Consider the following 12,897-nt stretch of genomic DNA (forward strand, 5'->3'; position numbering starts at 1 on the left):
CCAAATCAGGCCAGTGCCGCGCGGGTGGCGGCAACGGCGTCAGGGGTATTGAGGTTGTAGGTGGTCACGCCGTCGGCGCAACGCTTGTTCAGGCCAGCCAGGACCTTGCCCGGGCCGCACTCGACCAGGTTGACTGCACCGTTGGCAGCCAGGGTCTGCACGCACTCGACCCAGCGCACAGGCTGATACAGCTGTGCCAGCAGGTCATGCTTGAGGGCATCGAGGTCAGGGGCAATGGCAGCGGTGACGTTCTGTACCACCGGAATTTGTGGCGCCTTCCATTCGATGGCGTTCACGTTCTCGGCGAAACGCTCGGCGGCCGGTTTCATCAGGGCACAGTGCGACGGTACGCTGACCGCCAATGGCAGGGCGCGCTTGGCACCAGCCTCTTTGCACAGCTCCATGGCACGGTCCACCGCAGCCTTGTTGCCAGCAATCACCACCTGGCCCGGCGAGTTGAAGTTCACCGCGCTGACCACTTCATCTTCGGCCGCCCTGGCACAGATCTCGACCACCACGGCGTCATCCAGGCCGAGGATCGCGGCCATGGCGCCATGGCCGGCCGGGACGGCTTCCTGCATCAGCTGGCCGCGACGCTCGACCAAGCGCACGGCATCTTTCAGCGACAGGCTGCCTGCGGCAACCAGGGCGCTGTATTCACCAAGGCTGTGACCAGAAACGAAAGCCGGCTTGGCGCCGCCCTCCTCCAGCCACAGGCGCCACAGCGCGATGGAAGCGGTGAGGATCGCAGGCTGAGTCTTGTCGGTTTGATTGAGTTGTTCTTCCGGGCCTTCCTGGACCAGCTTCCACAGGTCGTAACCCAGAGCGTCGGAGGCCTCCTTGAAGGTCTCAACGATCACCGGCTTTTCGGCGCCCAGTTCCTTGAGCATGCCCAGCGACTGGGAACCTTGACCGGGAAAGACGAATGCGAGGGATGCAGACATTGAACAAGCCCTTATGATCTTGTCGTCGAATGGGGTGCGCCGAGCCGTGGGCTGGACGCAGAATCTGAAAACTTGGATGAATACGCAGACCAAGCGGTCACATTTAAGCACTTCATCGGCGAAATGCCTAAGGCAACAAATCTTCGAGGCGGCCATGCAGCCGCTGCGGCAGGTTTTCCTGAATTTCGATCAACGCCCGCTGGATGGCGCTCTGGAAGCCCTGCACGCCCGCCGAGCCATGGCTCTTGATGACGATACCCTGCAACCCCAGAAAGCTCGCACCGTTGTGCCGCGCCGGCGCCAGGTCGGCCTGCAGGCGCTTGAGCAACGGCATGGCCATGGCCCCGGCAACGCGGGCAAAAGCACCGCCCTTGAACAGTTTTTCGATGCGCGCACCGATCATCGTCGCCAGGCCCTCGCTGGACTTGAGCAGGATGTTGCCGACAAAACCGTCGCACACCACCACGTCCGCCTCACCCCTGTACAGGCCATCCCCCTCGACGAAACCGACATAGTTAAGGCCGCGAGCGTTCTGCAACAGCGTGGCCGCCAGCTTGACCTGCTGGTTACCCTTGATGTCCTCGGTGCCGATGTTAAGCAATGCCACACGCGGCCGATGCACACCCAGGGCCTGGGCGGCCACCGAGCCCATCACCGCGAACTGAAAGAGGTTCTCGGCGCTGCAATCGACATTGGCACCCAGGTCCAGCAGCTGGCAGTAACCCGCCTGGGTCGGGATCGCCGCCACCATGGCTGGCCGATCGATACCCGGCAAGGTCTTGAGCACGAAGCGAGATAGCGCCATCAGCGCCCCGGTGTTGCCGGCACTGACGCAGGCCTGGGCCTTGCCGTCACGCACCAGTTCGAGGGCGATGCGCATCGACGAGTCCGGTTTGCCGCGCAACGCCTGGGAGGGCCGCTCGTCCATACCGATCACCTCACTGGCGGCGACAATTTTCAGGCGCGCGCGATCCGCAGCCGCAAGGCCGCTGACAAGATCTTCTAGGAGGGAGGGTTGACCGACGAGGGTCAGGTGCAGCGAGGGGGTAGCCGAAAGGCAGGCAATGCTAGCCTGGACAATGCTGCGGGGACCGAAGTCCCCGCCCATTGCGTCGATCGCGATGATCTGAGCGGACAAGGATTACTCGTCAGCGCCCTTATCGATCACTTTACGACCACGGTATACGCCTTCTGGCGAAACGTGGTGGCGCAGGTGAATTTCACCGGTGGTTTTCTCTACCGACAGCGCGTTTTCCGACAGGGCGTCGTGCGAACGGCGCATGTCACGGGCAGAGCGGGATTTTTTGTTCTGCTGAACAGCCATAATTGATTAACTCCTAAACGTTTGGGTCACGCTTTAACTGCGCCAAAACACTGAACGGGTTGGACCGCGATACCTCGTCCTTGCTCGATTCGGGCTCGTCTGCGCCCGCCGGCTGCTGGCATTCTTCCGGATGGTGAGCAGGCACAATTGGCAAGGCGAGCAGAAGCTCCTCCTCGACCAATGCCTGCAGATCCAAAGGATCTTCGCCCAGTTCCAGCACGTCATAGCCTTTCGGCAACGACTGGGTATTCGCACCCTCCTTCACCACAGCGTATGTACATTCGCTGTAGATCGGCAGGGTGACCAGCTCAAGACAACGCTGGCAAACCATCTTGACCTCGACGTTCAGCTCGGTGTGGATAACCACTACGTGCTGTTCATCTCGTTCAAAATCGAACTTCGCCTGCACCGTACCGACATTGTCGGAAAGCGGGTCGCAGAGTCTTTCCAAATCAGCGAGTTGCAGCGAACCGTTAAGGGTTACGCCACGATCGGCTAATTTGCGCGGGTCAACGTGAGGTGGAATCGGGTCATTCAACATAGGCGCAGCATTCTAGGGATGCCCCCCGTCCCTGTCAAAGGAAATTCGGCGGCATCGTGCGTGATAGGATTGGTTCAACCGAAACGGAGTCTACCATGCTTCCTTTGTTACTGGCTTCCAGCTCTGCCTATCGCCGCGAACTGCTGACACGCCTGCGCCTGCCCTTCACCTGGGCAAGCCCCGACATAGACGAACAGCGACGGGATGACGAGCCCGCCGTGGAACTGGTGCGCCGGCTGGCGAGGCAAAAGGCCGAGGCATTGGCGGGCAGCCACCCCGGGCACCTGATTATCGGTTCGGACCAGGTTGCAGTACTGGGCGAACAGGTGCTGGGCAAACCACACACGTTCGAGCGGGCTTGCGAGCAACTGCTGGAGTGCAGCGGGCAGCAGGTGAGCTTTCTGACCGGATTGGCATTGCTCAATAGCGCGACCGGGCACTGCCAGGTGGACTGCGTGCCGTTTACGGTGACGCTTCGCGAATTGAGCCGGGAGCGGGTGGAGCGCTATGTGACGGCGGAACAGCCACTGGATTGCGCAGGGAGCTTCAAGGCAGAGGGCTTGGGTGTGAGTTTATTTCAGAGCACCCACGGGTGCGATGCGACCAGCCTGATCGGCCTGCCGCTGATTCGGTTGGTGGATATGCTGACCAAGGAAGGGGTTGTCATCCCTTGATATTTGGGGGCCGCGTTGCGGCCCATCGCGACACAAGGCCGCTCCTACAGGATCGCGCCGCGCCAAGCCTGACGCGCCCCCTGTAGGAGCGGCCTTGTGTCGCTATCGGGGCGCAAAGCGCCCCCAGCAGTTTCAGCGTAACTGAGGCCCCTGGAACCCCATCCACATCGCCAGGTGCTCAGCCACGCTGGCACCCACGCGCTTGGAGAAGCGATCGAAAGGCGACTCCTGAACAGTGAAGTCCACCAGCTCTTTCTCGCCGACAATCTCACGCGCCACATAGCTGGCACTGCCCAGTCCATCTACCAGCCCCAACGCCTTGGCCTGCTCGCCGGACCAGATCAGGCCGCTGAACAACTCAGGATGCTCCTTGTCCTTCAGCCGCTCGCCCCGCCCCTGCTTGACCATGGCAATGAACTGCTGGTGAGTGGTATCCAGCACACCCTGCCAGAACCGGGTTTCTTCGGGCTTTTCAGGCGAGAACGGATCGAGGAAGGCCTTGTGCTCGCCCGAGGTATAGGCACGCCGCTCAACCCCCAGCTTCTCCATGGTGCCGACAAAGCCATAACCGGCCGCCGTCACACCAATGGAACCCACCAGGCTGGCTTTATCGGCGTAGATCTCATCCGCTGCACTGGCAATGTAATAGGCACCAGAAGCGCCGAGATCCGCGATGACTGCATACAGCTTGATAGCCGGGTATTCAGCACGCAGGCGGCGGATTTCGTCGTACACGTAACCTGCCTGCACCGGGCTGCCGCCCGGGCTGTTGATGCGCATCACCACGGCCTTGGTCTTGCTGTCCTTGAACGCCTCGCGCAGGCTCTTGACGATGTTGTCGGCACTGGCGCCCTCCTGGTCGGCAATCACCCCGCGCACCTCGACCAGCGCGGTATGGCTGGCACTGCGCGATGCCGCCTTGTCCATGTCCATCAGCGGCGTGAACAAAGCCAGGAAGCCGAAGAGATAGATGAAAGTCAGCAGCTTGAAGAAGATCCCCCAGCGCCGCGCCCTGCGCTGCTCCTGCACACTGGCCAGCAAGGTCTTTTCCAGCAGCTGCCAGCTCTTGCGCTCTTCGCGCCCTTCGCGCTCCTCGGGTTCGGCCTCAGGGGCTTTCCATTCGTCTGCCATGCTTACCTACCTTGGAAGTGGAATTGCGGAACCAGCCAGCCACTCGCGCAGCTGGGAAAAGTGGTCGATGCATACCTGCGGACCAAACTCGGCCAGCGCCTGCAGCGACATAGCACCATAGCCCACCGCCACCGAATGCATGCCGGCATTGCTGGCCATCTGCAGGTCGAATGCCGAGTCTCCGACCATCAGCGCACGCCCCGGTTCGACACCGCAATGACCGAGAATTTCCTCGAGCATCAGCGGGTGCGGCTTGCCACGGGTCTCGTCGGCTGCGCGGGTGATGTCGAAGAACTGCTCCCAGCCATTGGCCTTGAGCACCCGGTCCAGCCCGCGACGCGCCTTGCCCGTGGCCACCGCCAGGCGGTAACCCTCGGCACGGAAGGCATCCAGCGACTCGACCACGCCCTCGAACAGCGGCGAAGGCTGCTGGTCCAGCGCCATGTAGATATCGGCATAGTGCTGACGGAAGCGCTCGACCTGCTCAGGCGCCAGGTGCGGGTACAGGGTATGGATCGCCTCACCCAGAGCCAGACCGATGATGCCCTTGACCGCGTCGTCGCTGCTGGGCGCCTCGCCGGCACGCTCGGCGGCGGCATTCATGGCCTCGACAATACGCCCGATGGAATCGGCCAGGGTACCGTCCCAGTCGAAGATCAGTAGCTCATAGCCTTTATTCATGGATCAGGACGCACTCAGACGTTCAATGGTTTTCGCCCAGACTTCATCCACAGGCGCTTCAAGCTTCAGCTCACCACCGTCCGGCAGCGGCACGGTCAGCGCATAGGCATGCAGGAACAGGCGCTTGCCCCCCAAATCACGAATTTCGCGACTGAAGTCTTCGTCACCGTACTTGCTGTCACCGGCAATCATGTGCCCGGCATGCAGGGTGTGCACGCGGATCTGGTGGGTACGGCCAGTGATCGGACGGGCCTCGACAATGGTGGCAAACTCGCCAAAACGGCGCAGCACCCGGAACAGGGTCAACGCTTCCTTGCCCTCTTCGTTCACTTCGACCATGCGCTCGCCGGAGCGCAGGTTGCTCTTGAGCAACGGGGCGTTTACCTGCTTCTTCGAGGTCGGCCAGTGGCCGCGCACCAGCGCCATGTAGCGCTTGTCGACACCATCGCCACGCAGGGCGGCATGCAGGTGGCGCAGCATGCTGCGCTTCTTGGCGATCATCAGCAGGCCGGAGGTGTCGCGGTCCAGGCGGTGTACCAGCTCCAGCTCCTTGGCGTCCGGGCGCAGCTGGCGCAGCGCTTCGATCACGCCAAAGCTCAGGCCGCTGCCGCCATGCACTGCAATGCCGGACGGCTTGTTCATCACGATCAGCGCCTTGTCTTCGTAGACAATGGCCGCCTCAAGCCGCTGCAGCAGGCCCTGGGCCACCGGCGCCGGCTCGTCACGCTCCGGCAGGCGGACGGGCGGTACCCGCACGATGTCGCCGGCCTGGATCTTGTACTCAGGCTTTACCCGACCTTTGTTCACCCGCACTTCGCCCTTGCGCAGGATGCGGTAGACCAAAGTCTTGGGCACGCCCTTGAGGGCCGTGATGAGGAAATTATCGATGCGTTGGCCGGCAAGCTCCGGCGCGACTTCGATCAGCTGTACGCCGGAAGTCGGAGGGGTATTGGTCGTCATTGCGGGATCATAACAATTTTTTATGGAATTGAAGCACTTAATCATTGCTGCTATAGTCGCGAACGCCGCCAAAAGCGGCAGGCCAGCGGCACCAGGCTTTCAGCCGGCCCTGACCAACGCAATTCTCCAGGACGCGAGGCCGTCCTACGGGGTTTTCGCCAGTTTACCGAATTGCCTGGAATCGCCACCAGCGCTGTGTAGAGAAGAGCGAAAAAAAACGACAAGCGCGGTGTTACACCTGCTTACCCGATTCTTTTCGCAGTACCTCTGCCCGCGAGTCGCTTCCACGCAACGCACGGCGAATGCTTCGGAAATACCTGCCTTGGACATGAATGGCGCCAGTGCAGTACCTGCAGTGGCGAAAAATGCAACCCGTTGCGGATTCAGCGCGCGGCAGCACCCGAATTATCAGGGATACGTGCAGGGTGGAGATGCACAGCCCTCGGACCGTGTAGCACCGCGTCCGGCCACCAGCCACTGACGGCTGGCGAGCGGATAAGGTCCTGAACAGATGCCCCCGGGCGTCCACGGCTGAAGGTTGATTCCTCCTCCTGACTGAGTGCACAAGGCCCGCTTGGTTGATTCGATATCCATTCGAAGCCACCGGGGCCTTGTTGGCACCGCAGCAAACAGGACGCGTCGTCGCGACAACGGCAGGCTGGGCAACCGGCTGGTGCCGAACGTCGCTCGACACGGGGGTGGCCCGGCCACCCTTTGCGCACCTTGGCACCGACCATGAGACGTCGTGTGTGCCGAACGCCGTTTCCGGCAGCCCGGAAACCGACGGTACAACATGAAAAGAATGCTGATTAACGCAACTCAACCCGAAGAGTTGCGTGTAGCCCTGGTGGACGGCCAACGCCTCTACGACCTGGACATCGAGTCCGGCGCACGTGAGCAGAAAAAGGCCAACATCTACAAAGGCAAGATCACCCGCATCGAACCCAGCCTCGAAGCCGCCTTCGTCGACTTCGGTTCCGAACGTCACGGCTTCCTGCCGCTGAAAGAAATCTCCCGCGAATACTTCAAGAAAGCCCCCGAAGGCCGGGTGAACATCAAGGAAGTGCTCAGCGAAGGCCAGGAAGTCATCGTCCAGGTCGAGAAGGAAGAGCGCGGCAACAAAGGCGCCGCCCTCACCACCTTCATCAGCCTGGCTGGCCGCTACCTGGTGCTGATGCCCAACAACCCGCGTGCTGGCGGCATCTCCCGCCGCATCGAAGGCGAAGAGCGCAACGAACTGCGCGAAGCCCTGAACGGCCTGACCGTGCCGGGCGACATGGGCCTGATCGTACGCACTGCCGGCCTTGGCCGCAGCAGCGAAGAAATGCAGTGGGACCTCGACTACCTGCTGCAGCTGTGGACCGCCATCAAGGAAGCGTCCCTGGACCGCGCCGCGCCATTCCTGATCTACCAGGAAAGCAACGTCATCATCCGCGCCATCCGCGACTACCTGCGCCAGGACATCGGTGAAGTGCTGATCGACAGCATCGACGCCCAGGAAGAAGCCCTGACTTTCATCCGCCAGGTGATGCCGCAGTACGCCAGCAAGGTAAAACTGTACGAAGACAGTGTACCGCTGTTCAACCGCTTCCAGATCGAAAGCCAGATCGAAACCGCCTTCCAGCGCGTGGTCGACCTGCCGTCCGGTGGCTCTATCGTGATCGACCCGACCGAAGCTCTGGTGTCCATCGACATCAACTCGGCGCGCGCCACCAAAGGCAGCGATATCGAAGAAACCGCCCTGCAGACCAACCTGGAAGCGGCCGAGGAAATCGCCCGCCAGCTGCGCCTGCGTGACATCGGCGGGCTGATCGTCATCGACTTCATCGACATGACCCCGGCGAAAAACCAGCGCGCCGTTGAAGAACGCGTGCGCGAATGCCTGGAAGCGGACCGTGCCCGCGTGCAGGTGGGCCGCATCTCGCGCTTCGGCCTGCTGGAAATGTCCCGTCAGCGCCTGCGCCCATCGCTGGGCGAAAGCAGCGGCATCGTCTGCCCACGCTGCTCCGGCACCGGCATCATCCGTGACGTCGAGTCGCTGTCGCTGGCCATCCTGCGCCTGATCGAAGAAGAAGCCCTGAAGGACCGCACCGCCGAAGTCCGCGCACAAGTACCGATCCCGGTGGCCGCGTTCCTGCTCAACGAGAAGCGCAACTCGATCACCAAGATCGAACTGCGCACCCGTGCCCGCATCATCATCCTGCCGAACGATCACCTGGAAACCCCGCACTTCGAAGTCCAGCGCCTGCGCGATGACAACCCGGAAGTGCTGAACAACCAGTCCAGCTACGAGATCGCCACCACCGAAGCCGAAGAGGCACCGCAGCAGACCGCCACCCGCACCCTGGTTCGCCAGGAAGCAGCGGTCAAGACCGCCCCGGCCCGTACCAACGCGCCAGTACCGGTTGCTGAAGAGCCTCAGGCTGCTGCCCCGGCCGCCCCGGCCCCGAGCGCCCCGGAGCCAAGCCTGTTCAAAGGCCTGGTGAAGTCGCTGGTCAGCCTCTTCGCCGGCAAGGACGAACCTGCCGCTGCTGCACCGGTCGTCGCCGAGAAACCGGCCGCCGAGCGCAGCCCGCGCAATGAGGAGCGCCGCAACGGCCGTCAACAGAGCCGCAACCGCAACGGCCGCCGCGACGAAGAGCGCAAGCCGCGTGAAGAACGTGCCGAGCGCGCCCCGCGCGAAGAGCGCCAGCCACGCGAGGAGCGTGCACCGCGCGAAGAGCGTGCGCCACGTGAAGAGCGTGCACCTCGTGAAGAACGCGCCCCACGCGAAGAACGCGCCCCGCGCCAGCCACGCGAAGACCGCCGCAGCAACCGCGGCGAAGAGCGCGTGCGCGAACTGCGTGAGCCGCTGGATGCCACCCCGCCAGCCGAACGCGAAGAGCGCCAGCCACGTGAAGAGCGTGTAGCCCGTGAAGAACGCGCCCCACGTGAAGAGCGTGCACCTCGCGAAGAACGTGCTCCGCGTGAAGAGCGCGCACCTCGCGAAGAACGCGCTCCGCGTGAAGAGCGTGCCCCACGCGAAGAACGTGCTCCTCGCGAAGAACGTGCTCCTCGCGAAGAGCGTGCGCCACGCGAAGAACGTGCCCCGCGCCCACCACGCGAAGAGCGCCAGCCACGCGTAGCCGAAGAAGCGGCCGAGCAGGCTGCCGAACTGACCGAAGAGCAACTGCCGAACGAAGAGCTGCTGCAAGACGAACAGGAAGGCACCGATGGCGAGCGTCCGCGCCGCCGCTCCCGTGGCCAGCGTCGTCGCAGCAACCGTCGTGAACGCCAGCGCAACGCCAATGGCGAGCTGATCGACGGTGGCGAAGAGGAAGAAGGCAGCGAAGAGCAGCCACAACAGCACCAGGCCACCGAGCTGGGTGCCGAACTGGCCGCCGGCCTGGCCGTGACCGCCGCTGTTGCCAGCAGCAACATCAGCGCCGACGCCGAAGCCCAGGCCAACCAGCAGGCCGAACTGGCCACCGCCGAAGTCGCTGCCACAGCAGAGATCGACAACAGCCAAGCCGCCCAGCCGGTCGAGAAGGCTGAAAAGGTGGAGCAGGTTGCAGCCGAAGCCAAGGCTGAAGAAGTTGCCGTAGCCCCTGTGGTGGAGCAGCCTGTCAGCGAGCCGGTTGTCGTGGCCGAGGTCACTGCCCAGCCTGTGGTCGAAGTCGCTCCGCAACCCGTGGTTGAAGAAGCGCCTGTTGCCGAGCCGGTGATCGTCGCCGAAGCCCCTGTTGAAACGCCTGCCGTCGAAGCGGGCGAAATCGAACAGGCTCCGGCCGTGGTTGAAAACGCTCCGGTTGCCGAACAGCCTGCACCGGTTGTCGAAGCCCTGCCAGAAGTAGTGGCCGAGCCTGCACCTGTGGTCGTCGAGCCCGCCCCGGTCGAAGCCCCGGTGGAGGCAGAAGCTGCCACCGTCATGCTGGCCAACGGCCGTGCGCCGAACGACCCGCGTGAAGTGCGCCGCCGCAAGCGTGAGGCCGAGGCCGCCGCCAAAGCCGCGCAGGAAGCTGCTGCAGCGACCGAGGAGCCAGCCCTGGCAGCCGCCGATGAGCACAAGCCTCATCACGGTTGATAGCCAAGGCTGAATGAAAAAGCCCCGCCAGTGCGAACTGGCGGGGCTTTTTCTTTTGTTCGTCGCTACTGCGGCATCGCCTATGAGATCGAGCGCCGCAACTCCAAAGTCGAACGCTCAGTAGAGGTTAGGCTCCATCTCCAGCACCACTCCGAAACGCTCCAGGATATCCGCCTGGATCTGCTGCGCCAGCGTATGCATCTGTGCCCCGCTCGCCTGACCGTAATTGACCAGCACCAGCGACTGCAAGCGATGCACGCCCGCATCACCGTCGCGATGCCCCTTCCAGCCCGCCTGCTCGATCAACCAGCCCGCCGCCAGCTTCACTTGGCCATTGGCCTGAGGATAAGCCACCACTGCCGGGTATTGCGCACGAATACGCTCAACCAGCTCAGCCGACACCACCGGGTTCTTGAAAAAGCTCCCGGCATTGCCGAGCTCAACCGGGTCTGGCAGCTTTTCGCGGCGAATGCTGCAAATGGCATCACTGATCGCCTGCGCAGTCGGCTCGGCCACGCCCTGCTCCGCCAAGCGCTGACGCACCGGGCCATAGTCCAGGTGGGCCTGCAAGGTACGGCTCAAGGCAAAACGCACGCGCAGGATCAACCAGCGCCCGGGGTTGCGCTTGAACAGGCTGTCGCGATAACCGAAAGCACATTCTGCCAAACCGAAGTCATGCAGTTCGCCCGTCTCGCGGTCCAGGGCGGTCAGGCCGGCAAACACGTCCTTGATCTCCACCCCATAGGCGCCCACGTTCTGCATCGGCGCGGCGCCCACGGTGCCGGGGATCAGGCTGAGGTTTTCCAGCCCGCAATAGCCCTGCGCCAGTGTCCACTGCACAAATCCATGCCACGGCTCACCGGCCTCGGCTTCGACCACGACTTGTTCACCATCGTCGCTGAGCACACGGCGGCCACGGCTGGCCATGTGCAGCACCAGCGCGTCGATATCGCGGGTGAGCAGCAGGTTGCTACCACCACCGATGACCAACACCGGCAGCCCGCGCTGCTGCGCCTGGCCCAGTGCCTGACGCACCTGCTGGTCATCCTGCGCCTGGCTGAAGTAACGCGCCTTCACGTCGATGCCGAAGGTGTTGTACGGCTTGAGCGATACCTGCTCCTGCCACTGCCCTGTCATAGCCGCCCCTTGATTTCCAGCACCAGCGCCTGGCAGGCCGCCTCGACCAGGTCGAGCACCTGCTCGAAGCCGTCAGCACCGCCGTAGTACGGGTCAGGTACCTCATCCAGCACCGAGCCATAGCGACGCAGGAACAGGTCGAGTTCGCCCACTGCGGTGTGCGGGCGCAGGGCGCGCAGATCGCGCAGGTTGCTCTCGTCCATGGCCAGGACCAGGTCGTACTCGGCAAAATGCGCCGCCTTGACCTGCTGGGCACGCTGCGCCGACAGGTCGTAACCGCGTGCCAGCGCAGCCTTGCAGGTGCGGCTGTCTGGCGCCTTGCCGACATGCCAGTCGCCGGTGCCGGCAGAAGCCACTTGCACCCGGTCGGCAAGCCCGGCGGCCTGTAATTGATGGCGCAGCACGCCTTCGGCGGTAGGCGAGCGGCAGATGTTGCCCAGGCAGACGAACAGGACGCGCATCAAGCCTCCAGCAAGCGCCTTACGCGCTCCAGGTCTTCAGGAGTATCAACGCCCACGGCAGGCGCCTCGATGGCGTCCTCGACGTGAATGCGCACGCCGTGCCACAAGGCACGCAGCTGCTCCAGCGCTTCGGTCTGTTCGAGCCCGCATGGGCCCCAACCGACAAAGTCCTGCAGGAAGCCGACGCGGTAGGCGTACATGCCGATATGGCGGCGATACGGCACGCCTTCTGGCAGCACGTTGCGGTCCCTGGCAAAAGCATCGCGGGCCCAGGGCAGAGGCGCGCGGCTGAACGTCAGGGCCAGGCCGTTCTTGTCGCTCACCACCTTGACTGCGTTGGGGTTGAACACGGTTTCCGGCTCATGAATCGGCTCGGCCAGGGTGGCGATGCCAGCTTCCGGGTGCGCAGCCAGGTTGGCCGCCACCTGGTCGATGATCACCGGCGGGATCAGCGGCTCGTCGCCCTGCACGTTGACCACGATGGCGTCAGCCGGCAAGCCCAGGTGCGCAGCCACTTCGGCCAGGCGGTCGGTGCCCGATTCATGGTCGGCACGGGTCATCAGCACTTCGGCGCCGAAAGCCTGGCAGGCTTCCAGGATACTGGCGTCGTCGGTGGCGATGACCACACGGCTGGCAGCACTTTTGCGCGCCTGCTCCCACACATGCTGCACCATCGGCTTGCCGGCAATCGCCAGCAACGGCTTGCCTGGCAGGCGTGTGGAGCGCAGCCGGGCGGGGATCACCACGGTGAAGTCCAGGCTCATTTGTCCAGACGCTCGTCGTCAGTCAGGGTGCGCGCCTCGCTTTCCAGCATGACCGGGATGCCGTCGCGGATCGGGTAGGCCAGGCCAGCGCCCTTGCTGATCAGCTCGGTCTTGTCGGCGCTGAGCTTGAGCGGGCCCTTGGTGATCGGGCAGGCCAGGATATCGAGCAGTTTGGTGTCCATTGGAGGCTTCCTTTAGGCCAGGTGGCCGAAAATTG

At 63.3% G+C, this 12,897-nt stretch carries 13 protein-coding genes; 2 read left to right on the top strand and 11 right to left on the bottom strand.

Annotated features, from left to right (window positions below):
* Nucleotides 1–5 precede the first annotated feature (5 nt).
* From fabD to ABI582_RS12830, 4 genes are all read right to left on the bottom strand, one after another.
* Complete coding sequence (gene fabD / locus ABI582_RS12815; protein WP_258655727.1) at nt 6–944, bottom strand: ACP S-malonyltransferase; 939 nt, start codon at nt 942–944, stop codon at nt 6–8.
* Between the two features lie 127 nt (nt 945–1,071).
* A complete protein-coding gene (plsX, locus tag ABI582_RS12820) occupies nt 1,072–2,082 on the bottom strand; it encodes a phosphate acyltransferase PlsX (RefSeq protein ID WP_442119349.1) in 1,011 nt (336 codons plus the stop codon).
* A 3-nt stretch (nt 2,083–2,085) separates the two neighbouring features.
* Nucleotides 2,086–2,268: a 50S ribosomal protein L32 gene (rpmF, locus tag ABI582_RS12825; protein ID WP_016485486.1), complete on the bottom strand. Its 183-nt coding sequence runs from the start codon at nt 2,266–2,268 to the stop codon at nt 2,086–2,088.
* A gap of 13 nt (nt 2,269–2,281) precedes the next feature.
* Nucleotides 2,282–2,809, bottom strand: a complete 528-nt coding sequence (locus ABI582_RS12830; protein ID WP_016500896.1) for a YceD family protein — start codon at nt 2,807–2,809, stop codon at nt 2,282–2,284.
* A 95-nt stretch (nt 2,810–2,904) separates the two neighbouring features.
* On the opposite strand from ABI582_RS12830, the gene ABI582_RS12835 reads away from it, so the two are divergent.
* A complete protein-coding gene (locus tag ABI582_RS12835) occupies nt 2,905–3,483 on the top strand; it encodes a Maf family protein (RefSeq protein ID WP_442119350.1) in 579 nt (192 codons plus the stop codon).
* Nucleotides 3,484–3,615: 132 nt separating this feature from the next.
* Here ABI582_RS12835 and ABI582_RS12840 read toward each other — a convergent pair whose 3' ends face one another.
* From ABI582_RS12840 to rluC, 3 genes are read right to left on the bottom strand one after another with little or no spacing between them, the layout of a single operon-like run.
* Nucleotides 3,616–4,614, bottom strand: a complete 999-nt coding sequence (locus tag ABI582_RS12840; protein WP_442119351.1) for a S49 family peptidase — start codon at nt 4,612–4,614, stop codon at nt 3,616–3,618.
* A gap of 6 nt (nt 4,615–4,620) precedes the next feature.
* On the bottom strand, nt 4,621–5,295 hold the full coding sequence (locus ABI582_RS12845) for an HAD family hydrolase (protein WP_258655722.1): 675 nt from the start codon (nt 5,293–5,295) through the stop codon (nt 4,621–4,623).
* A gap of 3 nt (nt 5,296–5,298) precedes the next feature.
* Entirely contained in the window at nt 5,299–6,255 is a 957-nt protein-coding gene (gene rluC / locus ABI582_RS12850; RefSeq protein ID WP_016500900.1) for a 23S rRNA pseudouridine(955/2504/2580) synthase RluC, read from the bottom strand.
* Nucleotides 6,256–7,048: 793 nt separating this feature from the next.
* Here rluC and rne point away from each other — a divergent pair.
* On the top strand, nt 7,049–10,318 hold the full coding sequence (rne, locus tag ABI582_RS12855) for a ribonuclease E (protein ID WP_442119352.1): 3,270 nt from the start codon (nt 7,049–7,051) through the stop codon (nt 10,316–10,318).
* A 117-nt stretch (nt 10,319–10,435) separates the two neighbouring features.
* Here the strand turns inward: rne and murB are convergent, their stop codons facing one another.
* Genes murB through ABI582_RS12875 form a run of 4 tightly spaced genes read right to left on the bottom strand, consistent with a single transcriptional unit; the run spans nt 10,436 to nt 12,862 of the window.
* Entirely contained in the window at nt 10,436–11,455 is a 1,020-nt protein-coding gene (gene murB, locus ABI582_RS12860; RefSeq protein WP_442119353.1) for a UDP-N-acetylmuramate dehydrogenase, read from the bottom strand.
* Entirely contained in the window at nt 11,452–11,916 is a 465-nt protein-coding gene (locus tag ABI582_RS12865; protein ID WP_442119354.1) for a low molecular weight protein-tyrosine-phosphatase, read from the bottom strand. Before ABI582_RS12865 ends, murB begins: the two co-directional genes overlap by 4 nt.
* The gene (kdsB, locus tag ABI582_RS12870; RefSeq protein WP_059395219.1) at nt 11,916–12,680 is read right to left on the bottom strand and encodes a 3-deoxy-manno-octulosonate cytidylyltransferase; all 765 of its coding nucleotides are present in this window, start codon (nt 12,678–12,680) and stop codon (nt 11,916–11,918) included. Before kdsB ends, ABI582_RS12865 begins: the two co-directional genes overlap by 1 nt.
* A complete protein-coding gene (locus ABI582_RS12875) occupies nt 12,677–12,862 on the bottom strand; it encodes a Trm112 family protein (RefSeq protein ID WP_003247142.1) in 186 nt (61 codons plus the stop codon). The genes kdsB and ABI582_RS12875 overlap by 4 nt, the downstream gene beginning before the upstream one ends.
* Nucleotides 12,863–12,897: the final 35 nt, after the last annotated feature.

This window comes from Pseudomonas sp. SAS7 (assembly GCF_052112345.1).
GTDB lineage: Bacteria > Pseudomonadota > Gammaproteobacteria > Pseudomonadales > Pseudomonadaceae > Aquipseudomonas > Aquipseudomonas putida_Q.

What these genes read in the sequence shown, in the direction of transcription:
- fabD (WP_258655727.1), bottom strand. Translation starts at nt 944, where the DNA reads ATGTCTGCATCCCTCGCATTCGTCTTTCCCGGTCAAGGTTCCCAGTCG.
- rpmF (WP_016485486.1), bottom strand. Translation starts at nt 2,268, where the DNA reads ATGGCTGTTCAGCAGAACAAAAAATCCCGCTCTGCCCGTGACATGCGC.
- ABI582_RS12830 (WP_016500896.1), bottom strand. Translation starts at nt 2,809, where the DNA reads ATGTTGAATGACCCGATTCCACCTCACGTTGACCCGCGCAAATTAGCC.
- ABI582_RS12835 (WP_442119350.1), top strand. Translation starts at nt 2,905, where the DNA reads ATGCTTCCTTTGTTACTGGCTTCCAGCTCTGCCTATCGCCGCGAACTG.
- ABI582_RS12840 (WP_442119351.1), bottom strand. Translation starts at nt 4,614, where the DNA reads ATGGCAGACGAATGGAAAGCCCCTGAGGCCGAACCCGAGGAGCGCGAA.
- ABI582_RS12845 (WP_258655722.1), bottom strand. Translation starts at nt 5,295, where the DNA reads ATGAATAAAGGCTATGAGCTACTGATCTTCGACTGGGACGGTACCCTG.
- rluC (WP_016500900.1), bottom strand. Translation starts at nt 6,255, where the DNA reads ATGACGACCAATACCCCTCCGACTTCCGGCGTACAGCTGATCGAAGTC.
- rne (WP_442119352.1), top strand. Translation starts at nt 7,049, where the DNA reads ATGAAAAGAATGCTGATTAACGCAACTCAACCCGAAGAGTTGCGTGTA.
- murB (WP_442119353.1), bottom strand. Translation starts at nt 11,455, where the DNA reads ATGACAGGGCAGTGGCAGGAGCAGGTATCGCTCAAGCCGTACAACACC.
- ABI582_RS12865 (WP_442119354.1), bottom strand. Translation starts at nt 11,916, where the DNA reads ATGCGCGTCCTGTTCGTCTGCCTGGGCAACATCTGCCGCTCGCCTACC.
- kdsB (WP_059395219.1), bottom strand. Translation starts at nt 12,680, where the DNA reads ATGAGCCTGGACTTCACCGTGGTGATCCCCGCCCGGCTGCGCTCCACA.
- ABI582_RS12875 (WP_003247142.1), bottom strand. Translation starts at nt 12,862, where the DNA reads ATGGACACCAAACTGCTCGATATCCTGGCCTGCCCGATCACCAAGGGC.